We start from the raw sequence: 13,964 nt of genomic DNA on the forward strand, positions 1-13,964 counted from the left end.
TACGACGGGCGACTGACAGTCACGCCTCGGCCGTACCCGACCCGCCACGCTCGGCGACCAGGGCGGCGGCCTCCTCGCGCAGGTCGCGACGGAGTTCCTTGGGCAGCGAGAAGGTGATGGACTCCTCGGCGGCCTTGACCAGCTCCACGTCGCCGTAGCCCCGTTCGGCGAGCCACTCAAGCACCTGCTCGACCAGGACCTCGGGGACGGAGGCGCCGGAGGTGACGCCGACCGTCGTCACGCCCTCGAGCCAGGCCTCGTCGATCTCGTCGGCGAAGTCCACCAGGTACGCCTCGCGGGCGCCGGCGAGCTTGGCGACCTCGACCAGCCGCTTGGAGTTGGAGGAGTTGCGCGAGCCGACGACGATGACCAGCTCGGCCTCGGCGCCCATCTGCTTCACGGCGAGCTGACGGTTCTGCGTGGCGTAGCAGATGTCGTCGCTGGGCGGGGAGACGAGCCCCGGGAACTTCGTCTTCAGGGCGTCGACGGTCTCCATGGTCTCGTCCACGGAGAGGGTGGTCTGGGACAGCCAGACGACCTTGGACGGGTCGCGGACCTCGACCTTGGCGACGTCGCCGGGACCGTCGACGAGCTGGATGTGGTCGGGGGCCTCGCCGGAGGTGCCGATGACCTCCTCGTGGCCCTCGTGGCCGATCAGGAGGATGTCGTAGTCCTCGCCGGCGTAGCGGACGGCTTCCTTGTGGACCTTGGTGACCAGGGGGCAGGTGGCGTCGATGGTGGCGAGGCGGCCCCGCTCGGCCTCCTCGTGGACGACGGGCGCGACGCCGTGTGCCGAGAACATGACGATGTTGCCCGGGGGCACCTCGTCCGTCCGCTCGACGAAGACGGCGCCCTTCTTCTCCAGGGTCTGCACGACGTACTTGTTGTGGACGATCTCGTGCCGGACGTAGATCGGGGCCCCGTACTGTTCGAGGGCCTTCTCGACGGCGATCACGGCGCGGTCCACACCGGCGCAGTAGCCACGGGGGGCGGCGAGCAGGACACGGCGGCCAGGCGAAGCGGTCATGCGTCCCATCGTAAGGCCGCGTTCGGCGGCGCCGGGATCGCGTGCCCGGGACCGTGCGGGCTGCCCTTCATCGCCCCCATGGCGCCGGTCGGCGTCTTCGGCACGCTGGACGCGGCGTCGCACGGACCGGTGGCGCTGGTGTACGTGGTGGCGACGGTCGCCATGGGGTTCACCGCTTTCAGTGGTGCCGTGGCGGCAGCGGTGATCACGCTGACGGTGGTCGTGGCGGCGAGCGGGACGGCGCAGCTGGTGGGGGCGGTGTGGGTCGTTGCGGGTCTGCTGGTGTGGGCGGGGCAGCGGCTCGGAGTCCGGTCTCTCGGGTAGCTGAGCGGTGTGCGCCCTGAAGGGGCGCGGGGAGCCGCGCGTGCGGCCATCACGCACCCGCACCCGGCGCGCGGCCCCAGGGCGAACGGCGCTGGACCGGACTGTCGGTACCCCCCGTTACGCTCGACCACATGCCTGCGAACTCCACCCCCGAAGCCCCCCTCCCCGTCGGCGAGGTCTCCCGGCTGATCGGGGGATGGATCGACCGGCTCGGTGCGGTGTGGGTCGAGGGGCAGATCACGCAGTTGTCGCGGCGGCCCGGCGCCGGGGTCGTCTTCCTGACGCTGCGCGACCCGTCGTACGACATCTCGGTCAGCGTGACCTGCTACCGGCAGGTGTTCGATGCCGTCGCCGATGTCGTCGGGGAGGGCGCGAGGGTGGTCGTCCTGGCCAAACCCGAGTGGTACGCCCCGCGTGGCCAGCTCTCCCTGCGCGCCGCCGAGATCAGACCCGTCGGCGTGGGCGAGCTGCTGGCCCGGCTGGAGCGGCTGAAGAAGGCGCTCGCGGCCGAGGGTCTGTTCGCGCCGGAGCGGAAGAAGCCGCTGCCGTTCCTGCCGCAGCTGATCGGGCTGGTCTGCGGGCGCGCCTCCGCCGCGGAGCGGGACGTGCTGGAGAACGCCCGGCACCGCTGGCCCGCCGTCCGCTTCGAGGTGCGCAACGTCCCGGTGCAGGGCGTGCACGCCGTCCCGCAGGTCGTGCAGGCGGTGAAGGAGCTGGACGCGATCGACGACGTGGACGTGATCATCGTCGCCCGTGGCGGTGGCAGCGTCGAGGACCTGCTGCCGTTCTCCGACGAGCAGTTGGTGCGGGCCGTGGCCGAGTGCCGTACGCCCGTCGTGTCCGCCATCGGGCACGAGCCCGACAACCCCCTGCTGGACCACGTCGCCGACCTGCGCGCCTCCACCCCCACCGACGCGGCCAAGAAGGTCGTACCGGACGTGGGCGAGGAGTTCGAGCGGGTGCGGATGCTGCGGGACCGGGCGCGGCGGTGCATGAACGCGTTTCTGGAGCGGGAGGAGCGCGGGCTGGCGCACACGCTGGCCCGCCCCTCGATAGAGGATCCGCACCGGATGATCGACGAACGCGCCGACCACGTGGCCTCCCTGGCCGAGCGGAGCCGGCGCACCCTCGGCCATCTCCTGGACCGCGCGGACTCGGAGCTGACGCACACGCACGCGCGCGTGGTGGCCCTCTCCCCCGCGGCCACGCTCAACCGGGGCTACGCGGTCCTGCAGAAGTCCGACGGGCACGTGGTGCGCGGCCCGGACGAGGTGACGGAGGGCGAGGCGTTGCGTGCGCGCGTCGCCGACGGTGAATTCACGGTGAAGGTGGGCGAATGACCAGCAAGGTGGACGAGGCGCTCTCGTACGAGCAGGCGCGCGACGAGTTGATCGAGGTCGTACGGCGCCTGGAGGCGGGCGGTACGACGCTGGAGGAGTCCCTGGCGCTGTGGGAGCGCGGCGAGGAGCTGGCCAAGGTGTGCCGGCGCTGGCTGGAGGGGGCACGGGCCCGGCTGGACGCGGCGCTCGCCGAGGAGGAGGGGAAAGAGGAAGAGGGCTCCGAGTAGACCGAGCGGCCGGGGCCGGGTGCGGCCCGCGCCGCGCATGGCTGTGAAGCGGGTCACCACGCCCTGACTATTGTTGAAGGTTGAACTTAACTGTCGTAGGGTCGGTGTCGTCAGCCGATCCGGACCGCGGTCCGGTACGCCGGAACACGACGCCACCTAGGAAGTCCACGCATGTCTCTCGTTCTTGACCCCGCCGCCCAGGACCTGCTGTTCCGCGAAGCCCGCACCGCGAACACCTTCACCGACGAGCCGGTGACCGAGGAGCACGTCCAGGCGATCTACGACCTGGTCAAGTACGGCCCCACCGCCTTCAACCAGAGCCCGCTGCGCATCACCCTGGTCCGCTCCCCCGAGGCCCGCGAGCGCCTGGTGAAGCACATGGCCGAGGGCAACCAGCCGAAGACGGCCGCCGCCCCGCTGGTCGCGATCCTCTCCGCGGACAACGAGTTCCACGAGGAGCTGCCGACCCTCTTCCCGCACTTCCCGCAGGCCAAGGACCTCTTCTTCAGCGAGCGCCCGGCCCGTGAGGGCGCCGCCGCGCTGAACGCCGCCCTGCAGGCCGCCTACTTCATCATCGGCGTCCGCGCCGCGGGCCTCGCCGCCGGCCCGATGACCGGTCTCGACTTCGAGGGCGTCCGCAAGGAGTTCCTCGACGACGACCACACCCCGCTGATGGTGGTCAACATCGGCAAGCCGGGCCCGGACGCCTGGTTCCCGCGCTCGCCGCGCCTGGCGTACGACGACGTCGTGACGACCGTCTGAGCCACCCCGCTACGACGAGAGGCCCCCGGCACTGCCGGGGGCCTCTTTCGCATGTCCTGCGCGGCTCACCGCGTCTTCAGCGCCGCCGCCACCTTGGTCAAGTCCGCGAAGGAAGCCGTTCCGGCCACCACCGTCGTGGAACCGGGCGCGCCCTTCAGGACGAGGGCGTCGTAGCGGCCGCCGGTGTAGCGGGTCCAGGTGCGGCCGTCGATCGTCGCGGTCTGCTGCGTCGCCGACGCGCCCTGGGTGGCGTCGGCGATGAAGTCGACCGCCTTCTGCGTGGACTGCTCGACCTGCACGTACTGGCTGTCCGGGGTCTGGAAGCCCAGGTGCCAGCGGTCGCCGTTCTCGCTCTGGAAGCGTACGGAGGTCGCCTTCCAGGTACTCGGCAGGCCCTCGGGTGCAGCCACCGGGTAGCTCGCCGCGCGACGGGCCGTGAGCAGCTCGACCCGGTAGTCCACCCGCTTGAGGTCGGGAGCGTGATCGTCGTGCGGGATGGCGAGGAAGTACACGACCAACGCCGCTATGCCGATCAGGGCCAGGGAGAGAACCATGTCCCGGGCCGTCTTCTGCTTGCCGTTCGAACCTGCCACGCCCTCTATCGTCGCAGGTGCCCCATGCGCTCATCCGTGGGGTCCCCTGCTCATTTTGTCTGCCCGGCGATAGAGTCGGGTCCAATACCCTCATCCGGCCGTCGTCGTATCAGAAAGGTGCGCTCCGATGACCGAAAATCATCACCTTCCGTCCGAGCTCGATGTTCCCTCCGAGGCTCCCGACCGCAACCTCGCCCTGGAACTCGTCCGGGTGACCGAAGCCGCCGCCATGGCCGCGGGCCGCTGGGTGGGGCGCGGCGACAAGAACGGCGCCGACGGCGCCGCGGTGCGCGCCATGCGGACCCTCGTCTCCACCGTGTCGATGAACGGCGTCGTCGTCATCGGCGAGGGCGAGAAGGACGAGGCGCCGATGCTCTTCAACGGGGAGCACGTCGGCGACGGCACCGGCCCCGAGGTCGACATCGCGGTCGACCCGATCGACGGCACCACGCTGACGGCCAAGGGCATGCCGAACGCGATCTCCGTCCTCGCCGCCGCCGAGCGGGGCGCCATGTTCGACCCGTCGGCCGTGTTCTACATGGACAAGCTGGTCACCGGGCCGGAGGCCGCCGACTTCGTCGACATCGACGCGCCCGTGTCCGTGAACATCAAGCGGATCGCCAAGGCCAAGAAGGCCACGCCGGAGGACGTCACCGTCGTCATCCTCGACCGGCCGCGGCACGAGGGCCTGATCAAGGAGGTCCGGGACGCCGGCGCGCGCATCAAGCTGATCTCCGACGGCGACGTCGCCGGTTCGGTGTACGCGCTGCGCGAGGGCACCGGCGTCGACCTGCTGCTCGGCATCGGCGGTACGCCCGAGGGCATCATCTCGGCCTGCGCCGTGAAGTGCCTGGGCGGGACCATCCAGGGCAAGCTGTGGCCGAAGGACGACGAGGAGCGCGCGCGGGCCATCGACGCCGGCCACGATCTGGACCGGGTGCTGACCACCGACGACCTGGTGTCGGGCGAGAACGTGTTCTTCGTCGCGACCGGTATCACCGACGGTGAGCTGCTGCGCGGTGTGCAGTACCGCTCGGAGACCGCGCTGACCGAGTCCATCGTGATGCGCTCGAAGTCCGGGACGGTGCGCAGGATTTATTCCGAGCACCGGCTGAGCAAGCTGCGGGCCTACAGCGCGGTCGACTTCGACCGGGCCAAGTAGAGCACCCGCAGGGAAGGGGCCGCCCCGGCCCCTGAAAGCAGAGAAGCGCCCCCTGTGCGGAGGGGGCGCCCTCTGTTCCGCTCATCCAGCTATGCGGTTCGCCGCCGTCGCTCGTGCCGCCTTCTTCAGTTCCATCTCCCGGCGGCGCCTCCTCGCCAGGACCACGCGGCGTTCCGCTGCCGTGAGGCCGCCCCAGACGCCGTACGGTTCGGGCTGGAGGAGGGCGTGTTCGCGGCACTCCACCATCACCGGACAGCGAGCGCAGACGCGCTTGGCCGCCTCCTCGCGGGAGAGCCGGGCGGCGGTCGGTTCCTTCGACGGGGCGAAGAACAGGCCGGCCTCGTCGCGCTGGCACACCGCCTCGGTGTGCCAGGGAGCGTCTTGGTCCCTGTCTCGCACTGGCACCCGCTGGGCCGGAACGGCAGCTACCTGCAGGGACGAATGCGGCGGTTGCAGCACGGTCTACTCCTGACGACGGCTTCGCGAGCGAGAGACGATGCAGCAAGGCCTACCCGCTGTGCGCGCGCCTATGCACAGCGTTCCCAACGGCAGGCGCGCGGCGGCTCGTTCACGCCCCCACCGCGAGGGCGCAAGAGGACCGGGACCCTCCGCTCACCGGCGCGTTCGCGACCGTCAACGGCCCAGGTGTTTGCGCAGTTTCCGATCAACCTTGTCCTGGACGCGATCCAGCTTCCGGTCGACCCTGTCCTGCACCCGCTCCAGGATGTCCGCGACACGCTTGCCGCGCTTGGGCCGCGCCTCCACGTTGCCGAGAACGGCCCAGCCGTCGACGTAGACGACCGGGGCGTCGGACTCGACCGAGTCCAGCGTGTCCACTTCGAAGTTGCCGAGGACGCCGCCGCCGGTGCCGCGCAGCGACACGTTCTCCGGGACGCGGATCTGGACGTCACCGAAGACCGAGACGGCCTTGATCACGACCTGCTGGTACTCGAAGATCGCCTCGCTGAGGTCGATCTCGACGCTGCCGAAGACCGAGTACGCGTGCAGCCGGCGCCCCGCGCGCCAGCGGCCCCGGCGCACCGCGCTGCTGAAGACGGCGACCACGTTGGCGTCGGCCTCGTCAGGGACCGCCCCCGCCGTGGGGCGGGGCGGGGCGGGGGTGTAGACGGGGGCGGCCGGGCGCTGGTGGGCTGCGGGCAGGTCGCGTATGAAGACCTCCAGCTCGCCCACGGTCTTGGCGTTCAGCACGCCGTCCACGCGCTCGGCGTGCTCGTCGGCGGTGAGCCGGCCCTCGGCGAGGGCCTCGCGGAGGATGTCGGCGACCCGGTCGCGGTCGGCGTCCGAGGCGCGCAGGTCGGTGACGCCCGGTGCGGCGTCCTGGGTACGGGCGGGCTTCTGAAGGTCCACGACAGCAGCGTACCGAAACGCGATAGATCGCGACTAGGGGGCGTGGAAAACCTCGGACGTGTCGCCACTGAGCCCTACTTCACAAACACTGAGCCTCACCTCACAGGTTCCGTGTCAGTGGCAGGTTCTAGGCTGGTGAGGCCCGCCAGCGTCGGCGGGCGGCCGTCCGTCAGAGTGAGGAATGGGCTGAGATGCCTGAGTTCGCGTACACCGATCTGCTCCCCCAGGGAGAGGACACCACCCCGTACCGGCTGGTGACGTCCGAGGGCGTCTCCACCGTCGAGGGCCCGGACGGGCGGACGTTCCTCAAGGTGGAGCCGGAGGCGCTGCGCAAGCTGGCCGAGGAGGCCATCCACGACATCCAGCACTACCTGCGCCCGGCCCACCTCGCCCAGCTGCGCCGCATCATCGACGACCCCGAGGCGTCCGGCAACGACAAGTTCGTCGCCCTGGACCTGCTGAAGAACGCCAACATCGCGGCGGCCGGCGTGCTGCCGATGTGCCAGGACACCGGCACGGCGATCGTGATGGGCAAGCGCGGCCAGAACGTCCTGACGGAGGGCGGTGACGAGGCGGCCCTCTCGCGCGGCATCTACGACGCGTACCTGAACCTCAACCTGCGCTATTCGCAGATGGCTCCGCTCACCATGTGGGAGGAGAAGAACACCGGCTCCAACCTGCCGGCCCAGATCGAGCTGTACGCCACCGACGGCGGCGCCTACAAGTTCCTGTTCATGGCCAAGGGCGGCGGCTCGGCCAACAAGTCCTTCCTCTACCAGGAGACCAAGGCCGTCCTGAACGAGGCCTCCATGATGAAGTTCCTGGAGGAGAAGATCCGCTCGCTCGGTACGGCCGCCTGCCCGCCGTACCACCTGGCGATCGTCGTCGGCGGCACGAGCGCCGAGTACGCGCTGAAGACCGCCAAGTACGCCTCCGCGCACTACCTGGACGAGATCCCCGCCGAGGGCTCGGAGCTCGGCCACGGCTTCCGCGACAAGGACCTCGAGCAGAAGGTCTTCGAGCTGACCCAGAAGATCGGCATCGGCGCGCAGTTCGGCGGCAAGTACTTCTGCCACGACGTCCGCGTCGTCCGCCTGCCCCGACACGGCGCGTCCTGCCCGGTCGCCATCGCCGTCTCCTGCTCGGCCGACCGCCAGGCCGTCGCGAAGATCACCGCCGAGGGCGTCTTCCTGGAGCAGCTGGAGACGGACCCGGCGCGCTTCCTGCCGGAGACGACGGACGAGCACCTCGACGAGTCGTCCGACGTGGTCAGGATCGACCTCAACCAGCCGATGGACACGATCCTCGCCGAGCTGACCAAGTACCCGGTCAAGACCCGCCTCTCCCTGACCGGCCCGCTGGTCGTGGCCCGTGACATCGCGCACGCGAAGATCAAGGAGCGGCTGGACGCGGGCGAGGAGATGCCGCAGTACCTGAAGGACCACCCGGTGTACTACGCGGGTCCGGCGAAGACCCCCGAGGGCTACGCCTCCGGTTCCTTCGGCCCGACGACGGCCGGCCGCATGGACTCCTACGTGGAGCAGTTCCAGGCGGCGGGCGGCTCGAAGGTGATGCTGGCGAAGGGCAACCGCAGCAAGCAGGTCACCGACGCGTGCGGCGCGCACGGCGGCTTCTACCTCGGTTCCATCGGCGGCCCCGCCGCGCGCCTCGCCCAGGACTGCATCAAGAAGGTCGAGGTCCTCGAGTACGAGGAGCTCGGCATGGAGGCCGTCTGGAAGATCGAGGTCGAGGACTTCCCGGCGTTCATCGTCGTGGACGACAAGGGCAACGACTTCTTCCAGGACCCGGCCCCGCAGCCGACGTTCACCAGCATCCCGGTCCGGGGGCCCGGCCTGGCCTGAGCCCCCAGGGGCTCATCAGGGGCGGCGGCGGTCGCGTGCCCGACGGCGCAGGCGGCTGCCGCCCGCTTCGCGGCCCCCTGCCACGGCCGCGTAAGCCCGAGGAGCCGGTGGGCCCACGCACCTTCGTGAACCATCGGGCCGTGTCGGTGGGCCTGGGGAGTCTGTGGACACGGGGTCCCAGGGCCAGTCCCGTCGTCGTCGTGGGGGGCCGGAACCTGACGGGCCGGCCGTGCCGGTCGGTGAACTCGATGACGGGCGTCGAACAGTCGTCCCCCGGCTCATGCTCCTGGTCCACCACCCCCTCGGCGTGCACCCCGTAGCGGCTCAGCCACACCTGCAGCCGCGCCTCCCGCGCACCGGCCGCCGGTCGTCCACCTGCCGACGGGTCGGTGCTGTACGGGGTGACGGACGACGCGACCGCCGAGAACACCGGCATCGCGGTGGACGCCCGGACGAAGAAGGTGCTGGCGAAGAACCTGCCCGAGGAGGACATCCCATCCGTCGACGCGGCCACCGGTTTCGGCTACGCCGGTACGGCGCAGGGCCTCTTCGTCTTCGCGCCCGCGTGGAGCGGCGCCCTGCGGCGGCTCCCTGCAACCGGTCACTCACTCAGGGTGACCGACGGGAACAACTCCGCACCCCCGATCGCTGTAACTCCCATGAGCGACTACCGCATCGAGCACGACTCCATGGGCGAGGTCCGCGTCCCCGCCACCGCCAAGTGGCGCGCCCAGACCCAGCGCGCCGTCGAGAACTTCCCCGTCTCCGGCCGGCGTCTGGAACGCGCCCACATCGAAGCGCTGGCCCGGATCAAGGGCGCCGCGGCAAAGGTGAACGCGGAACTCGGTGTGCTCGACAAGGACGTCGCCCAGGCGATCCAGGACGCGGCCGCGGAGGTCGCCACCGGTGCGTGGGACGAGCACTTTCCCGTCGACGTCTTCCAGACCGGCTCCGGCACCTCCTCCAACATGAACACCAACGAGGTCATCGCGACCCTGGCGACCGAGCGGCTCGGCCGCGACGTGCACCCGAACGACCACGTCAACGCGTCCCAGTCCTCCAACGACGTCTTCCCGTCCTCCATCCACATCGCCGCCACCGCCGCCGTCACCCACGACCTCGTCCCCGCCCTCGACCACCTCGCCGCCTCCCTGACCCGTAAGTCGGAGGAGTTCGCCGACGTCGTCAAGTCCGGGCGGACCCACCTCATGGACGCCACTCCCGTGACCCTCGGCCAGGAGTTCGGCGGATACGCCGCCCAGATCCGCTACGGCGTCGAGCGGCTGAACGCCTCCCTGCCCCGGCTCGCCGAACTCCCCCTCGGCGGCACCGCGGTCGGCACCGGCATCAACACCCCGCCCGGCTTCTCCGCCGCCGTCATCCAGGAGGTCGCCCGGACCACCGGGCTGCCGCTGACCGAGGCCCGGAACCACTTCGAGGCGCAGGGTGCCCGGGACGGGATCGTGGAGACCAGCGGGCAGCTCAGGACCATCGCGGTCGGACTGACGAAGATCGCGAACGATCTGCGCTGGATGTCCTCCGGGCCGCGCACCGGGCTCGCCGAGATCCGGCTCCCGGACCTCCAGCCGGGCTCGTCCATCATGCCGGGCAAGGTCAATCCGGTGATCCCCGAAGCGGTCCTCATGGTGGCCGCCCAGGTCATCGGCAACGACGCCACCATCGCCACCGCCGGCGCCGCCGGGAACTTCGAGCTGAACGTGATGCTCCCGGTCATCGCCAAGAACGTGCTCGAATCCATCCGGCTGCTCGCCAACGTCGCGCGGCTGCTGGCCGACCGGACGATCGACGGCATCACCGCCGACCGGGACCGGACCCGGGAGTACGCCGAGTCGTCTCCCTCCGTGGTGACCCCGCTCAACAAGTACATCGGGTACGAGGAGGCCGCGAAGGTCGCCAAGAAGTCCCTCGCCGAGCGGAAGACGATCCGGGAGGTCGTGCTGGAGAGCGGGTACGTCGACCGCGGCGAGCTGACGCTGGAACAGCTCGACGAGGCACTCGATGTCCTGCGGATGACGCACCCGTGACCGCGGGCGAACGTTTCCGGCCACCGGCCGGCCCGCGGTGCGGAACCGTGACGTGCACCGCAGCGTCGTATGCCTACGGCACCTAATATCTGTCCATGACGGACGACGGAGCGATGACACACGTGGACGCGGCAGCGGCGAGCTACTGGAGCCCCGGGGACCAGGTCCTGTGGCGGTACCGGGAGAACGCCGGCGAGCACTTCCACATCGCCCGGCCCGTCACCGTCGTCCGTGACGACGCCGAACTGTTCGCCGTGTGGCTGGCCCCCGGCACCGACTGCGTCAAACCGGCCCTGGCCGACGGCACGCCCGTCCACCTGGAGCCGCTGGAGTCCCGCTACACCAAGCCGCGCACGGTGCAGCGGGACCGGTGGTTCGGCACCGGCGTGCTGAAGCTGGCCCAGCCGGGCCGGCCGTGGTCGGTGTGGCTGTTCTGGGATCCGGGCTGGCGGTTCAGGAGCTGGTACGTCAACCTTGAGCAGCCACTGGCCCGTTGGGCGGGCGGGGTGGACTCCGAGGACTACTTCCTGGACATCTCCGTCCTCCCGGACCGCAGCTGGCACTGGCGCGACGAGGACGAGTTCGCGCAGGCCCAGCGGGACGGACTGATGGACGCGGCCACCGCCGAACGGGCCCGGGCGGCCGGGCGGGCCGCGGTCGAGGTGATCGAGGCCTGGGGGCCGCCGTTCTCGGACGGCTGGCAGCACTGGCGCCCGGATCCGGCGTGGGCGGTACCTTCTCTCCCCGAGGACTGGGACCGTACGCCCGCGCATGTGTCCTCATGAGACCCTTGATGCGCCCCCGGGCCGTAAACGTAGGATCGTCCTCCGCAAGGGCGCACATCAGCAACTCCCGGGGCATGTGCCGGGCTTGACCTATCGTCACCGAGGGGCGGCATGACGTGAGCGAGGGGTACGACGGCGTGACCACCGCGATCGGTGGCGGCACAGGAACCACCTCCGAGCACGCGGGAATTCCGTTCCTGGGGCACGTATTGCGGGTATCGGGACTTCTGCGGGAGCAACTGCGCGCCCGGCGCGCAGTGCCGTACGGATGGATGCGACACGCGTGACGGAGCAGCCCACCTCTTTCGAGCGCCCTCAGGGCGCCGACCCCGCGGAGGCCCGCGGGGCGCTCCGTCATACCCCGAAGCAGGTCGGCGGGCCCGCCGCCTTACCGGTTCAGGCCCGGACGGACGGCACGCCCTCCGGTCCGGGGACGACCACGCCCTGCGGCAAGGGGAACAAGGGGAAGGAGCCCCCAGTCAACGGCCCGGAGCACTCCCAGCCCGCCACCACCGAGCCCGGCGCACATCGCCCGCGCCCCGCGCCGGAGGCCATTCCCCCGCAGCCCGGCACCGAGCCGGAGCGGACCCCGGGCGGCCAGGAGCGCCGTACCGGACGCGGTCTGCCGCCGGGGCGGCCGATGCCGATGCGGCGCGACGGGGACCGGCTCAGGTTCGTGGGCGCGGCCACCCGGCGGATCGCCCGCGGTCTGGATCTGGACGAGATCGTGATGGGGCTGTGCCGGGCCACCGTGCCGACCTTCTCCGACGCGATCCTGGTCTATCTGCGCGACCCGCTGCCGGTCGGCGACGAGCGGCCCACCGGTCCGGTGGTGCTGCGGCTGCGCCGTACCGACCGGATCCCGGAGGAGCGGGACACCGACGGGGTGCTGCTGCCGCCCGCCTTCGAGGCGGAGCCGGAGCCGAGCGCGCTGGCCGAGCTGTCCGCGCTCACCACGGAGCTGTGTGAGGTGCGCCCCGGCGGCGCGCTGAACGAGGTGCTGCGCGGGGTGCGGCCGGTGTTCGCCGACGCGCCCGCCGCCCGGGCCGCGCTGCCCGAGCTGCTCGGCGAGGGCGGCGAGGCGGTCGTGCCGTCCGGGCAGCACGCGATCCTCGCGCCGCTGCGCGGCAGACGCCGGGTGATCGGCGCGGCGCTGTTCCTGCGCCGCCCGGAGCGGCTCGCGTTCGAGGCCGACGACCTGCTGGTGGCGGCGCAGCTGGCCACGCACAGCGCGCTCGGCATCGACAAGGCGGTGCTGTACGGCCGGGAGGCCTACATCGCCGACGAGCTGCAGCGCACCATGCTGCCCGAGACCCTGCCCCGCCCGACGGGTGTGCGGCTGGCCTCGCGGTACCTGCCGGCCGCGGAGACCGCGCGGGTGGGCGGTGACTGGTACGACGCCATCCCGCTGCCCGGCAGCCGGGTCGCCCTCGTCGTCGGCGATGTCATGGGCCACTCCATGACCTCGGCGGCGATCATGGGCCAGCTGCGCACGACGGCGCAGACCCTGGCCGGGCTCGATCTGCCGCCGCAGGAGGTGCTGCACCATCTGGACGAGCAGGCGCAGCGCCTCGGCACCGACCGCATGGCGACCTGTCTGTACGCCGTCTACGACCCGGTCACCCACCGCATCACCATCGCCAACGCCGGTCATCCGCCGCCCGTGCTGCTGCACCTGGGCGGCCGGGCCGAGGTGCTGCGGGTGCCGCCGGGCGCGCCGATCGGGGTCGGCGGCGTCGACTTCGAGGCGGTCGAGCTGGACGCGCCCGCCGGGGCCACGCTGCTCCTGTACACCGACGGTCTGGTGGAGTCGCGGCTGCGGGACGTGTGGACCGGCATAGAGCAGCTGCGGGAACGGCTCGCCGCGACGGCCCAGTTGACCGGTCCCGACCATCCGCCGCCGCTGGAAGCCCTGTGCGACGAGGTGCTGGACATGCTGGGCCCGGGCGACCGGGACGACGACATCGCGCTGCTCGCGGCCCGCTTCGACGGGATCGCGCCGAGCGATGTCGCGTACTGGCGGCTGGAGCCCGAGGACTCGGCGCCGGGACAGGCCCGACGGCTGGCCCGGCGCGCGCTCGCCCGCTGGGACCTGGAGGACCTGACGGACTCGGTCGAGCTGCTGGTCAGCGAGGTCGTGACGAACGCCGTACGGTACGCGTCGCGGCCGGTGACGCTGCGGCTGCTGCGCACGGACGTGCTGCGCTGCGAGGTCGGCGACGACGTGCCGCAGCTGCCGCGGCTGCGTCAGGCCCGGGCCACGGACGAGGGCGGACGCGGCCTGTACCTGGTCAACAGACTGGCCCGGCGCTGGGGCGCGACCCGGCTGAGCACCGGCAAGGTGGTCTGGTTCGAGCTGAACCGGGGCTGAGGGGCCCCGTGGGGAGGGGGGGCCGGGGGGGGGGGGGGGGCGTTTCGTTTGTTTTCTCCCTTCCCCCCCCCCTCCCCCGGGTCCTTTGGGGTGTTTTT

At 71.3% G+C, this 13,964-nt stretch carries 12 protein-coding genes and 1 pseudogene; 9 read left to right on the plus strand and 4 right to left on the minus strand.

Annotation, left to right across the window (positions count from 1 at the left end; translation table 11 throughout):
* Positions 1-19 precede the first annotated feature (19 nt).
* Positions 20-1,036 (minus strand): 4-hydroxy-3-methylbut-2-enyl diphosphate reductase, encoded by a 1,017-nt coding sequence (locus ACZ7HQ_RS23615; RefSeq protein ID WP_470993198.1) that lies wholly within the window; start codon positions 1,034-1,036, stop codon positions 20-22.
* Between ACZ7HQ_RS23615 and ACZ7HQ_RS23620 the strand changes: the two are divergent.
* The 4 genes and pseudogenes from ACZ7HQ_RS23620 to ACZ7HQ_RS23635 form a co-directional block, all read left to right on the plus strand.
* Positions 926-1,217: pseudogene (locus ACZ7HQ_RS23620) on the plus strand (hypothetical protein); the annotation flags it as partial. The gene ACZ7HQ_RS23615 and the pseudogene ACZ7HQ_RS23620 sit on opposite strands and share 111 nt — an antisense overlap.
* 265 nt (positions 1,218-1,482) lie before the next feature.
* Positions 1,483-2,691: an exodeoxyribonuclease VII large subunit gene (gene xseA / locus ACZ7HQ_RS23625; protein ID WP_470993201.1), complete on the plus strand. Its 1,209-nt coding sequence runs from the start codon at positions 1,483-1,485 to the stop codon at positions 2,689-2,691.
* Positions 2,688-2,918 carry an exodeoxyribonuclease VII small subunit gene (locus ACZ7HQ_RS23630; RefSeq protein WP_470993204.1) on the plus strand — a complete coding sequence of 77 codons (231 nt, stop codon included), beginning with the start codon at positions 2,688-2,690 and terminating at the stop codon, positions 2,916-2,918. The genes xseA and ACZ7HQ_RS23630 overlap by 4 nt, the downstream gene beginning before the upstream one ends.
* Positions 2,919-3,089: 171 nt before the next feature.
* Positions 3,090-3,680 carry a malonic semialdehyde reductase gene (locus tag ACZ7HQ_RS23635; protein WP_470993207.1) on the plus strand — a complete coding sequence of 197 codons (591 nt, stop codon included), beginning with the start codon at positions 3,090-3,092 and terminating at the stop codon, positions 3,678-3,680.
* Between the two features lie 65 nt (positions 3,681-3,745).
* Here the strand turns inward: ACZ7HQ_RS23635 and ACZ7HQ_RS23640 are convergent, their stop codons facing one another.
* A complete protein-coding gene (locus ACZ7HQ_RS23640) occupies positions 3,746-4,273 on the minus strand; it encodes a DUF4245 domain-containing protein (protein ID WP_470993210.1) in 528 nt (175 codons plus the stop codon).
* Between the two features lie 127 nt (positions 4,274-4,400).
* Here ACZ7HQ_RS23640 and glpX point away from each other — a divergent pair, with 127 nt between their 5' ends.
* Positions 4,401-5,435: a class II fructose-bisphosphatase gene (glpX, locus tag ACZ7HQ_RS23645; RefSeq protein ID WP_470993212.1), complete on the plus strand. Its 1,035-nt coding sequence runs from the start codon at positions 4,401-4,403 to the stop codon at positions 5,433-5,435.
* 81 nt (positions 5,436-5,516) lie between these two features.
* Here glpX and ACZ7HQ_RS23650 read toward each other — a convergent pair whose 3' ends face one another.
* Positions 5,517-5,894, minus strand: a complete 378-nt coding sequence (locus ACZ7HQ_RS23650) for a WhiB family transcriptional regulator (protein ID WP_470993215.1) — start codon at positions 5,892-5,894, stop codon at positions 5,517-5,519.
* 174 nt (positions 5,895-6,068) lie between these two features.
* Entirely contained in the window at positions 6,069-6,803 is a 735-nt protein-coding gene (locus ACZ7HQ_RS23655; RefSeq protein WP_470993218.1) for a DUF1707 SHOCT-like domain-containing protein, read from the minus strand.
* A gap of 191 nt (positions 6,804-6,994) precedes the next feature.
* On the opposite strand from ACZ7HQ_RS23655, the gene ACZ7HQ_RS23660 reads away from it, so the two are divergent.
* The 4 genes from ACZ7HQ_RS23660 to ACZ7HQ_RS23675 all read left to right on the plus strand — a co-directional run bounded on the left by ACZ7HQ_RS23660 (position 6,995) and on the right by ACZ7HQ_RS23675 (position 13,866).
* Positions 6,995-8,665, plus strand: coding sequence for a fumarate hydratase (locus ACZ7HQ_RS23660; protein WP_470993221.1), 1,671 nt, complete (start codon positions 6,995-6,997; stop codon positions 8,663-8,665).
* 659 nt (positions 8,666-9,324) lie between these two features.
* Positions 9,325-10,710 (plus strand): class II fumarate hydratase, encoded by a 1,386-nt coding sequence (locus tag ACZ7HQ_RS23665; RefSeq protein ID WP_470993587.1) that lies wholly within the window; start codon positions 9,325-9,327, stop codon positions 10,708-10,710.
* A 95-nt stretch (positions 10,711-10,805) separates the two neighbouring features.
* The gene (gene fomD, locus ACZ7HQ_RS23670; protein ID WP_470993224.1) at positions 10,806-11,495 is read left to right on the plus strand and encodes a cytidylyl-2-hydroxypropylphosphonate hydrolase; all 690 of its coding nucleotides are present in this window, start codon (positions 10,806-10,808) and stop codon (positions 11,493-11,495) included.
* A gap of 283 nt (positions 11,496-11,778) precedes the next feature.
* The gene (locus tag ACZ7HQ_RS23675; RefSeq protein ID WP_470993228.1) at positions 11,779-13,866 is read left to right on the plus strand and encodes a SpoIIE family protein phosphatase; all 2,088 of its coding nucleotides are present in this window, start codon (positions 11,779-11,781) and stop codon (positions 13,864-13,866) included.
* The last annotated feature ends 98 nt before the right edge of the window (positions 13,867-13,964 follow it).

The sequence above is a fragment of the Streptomyces sp. NPDC037290 genome (assembly GCF_055603245.1).

Bases quoted from the DNA above. Each gene is read 5' to 3' on its own strand.
- glpX (WP_470993212.1), top strand. From the start codon at position 4,401: ATGACCGAAAATCATCACCTTCCGTCCGAGCTCGATGTTCCCTCCGAG.
- xseA (WP_470993201.1), top strand. From the start codon at position 1,483: ATGCCTGCGAACTCCACCCCCGAAGCCCCCCTCCCCGTCGGCGAGGTC.
- ACZ7HQ_RS23635 (WP_470993207.1), top strand. From the start codon at position 3,090: ATGTCTCTCGTTCTTGACCCCGCCGCCCAGGACCTGCTGTTCCGCGAA.
- ACZ7HQ_RS23630 (WP_470993204.1), top strand. From the start codon at position 2,688: ATGACCAGCAAGGTGGACGAGGCGCTCTCGTACGAGCAGGCGCGCGAC.
- ACZ7HQ_RS23660 (WP_470993221.1), top strand. From the start codon at position 6,995: ATGCCTGAGTTCGCGTACACCGATCTGCTCCCCCAGGGAGAGGACACC.
- fomD (WP_470993224.1), top strand. From the start codon at position 10,806: ATGACGGACGACGGAGCGATGACACACGTGGACGCGGCAGCGGCGAGC.
- ACZ7HQ_RS23665 (WP_470993587.1), top strand. From the start codon at position 9,325: ATGAGCGACTACCGCATCGAGCACGACTCCATGGGCGAGGTCCGCGTC.
- ACZ7HQ_RS23615 (WP_470993198.1), bottom strand. From the start codon at position 1,036: ATGGGACGCATGACCGCTTCGCCTGGCCGCCGTGTCCTGCTCGCCGCC.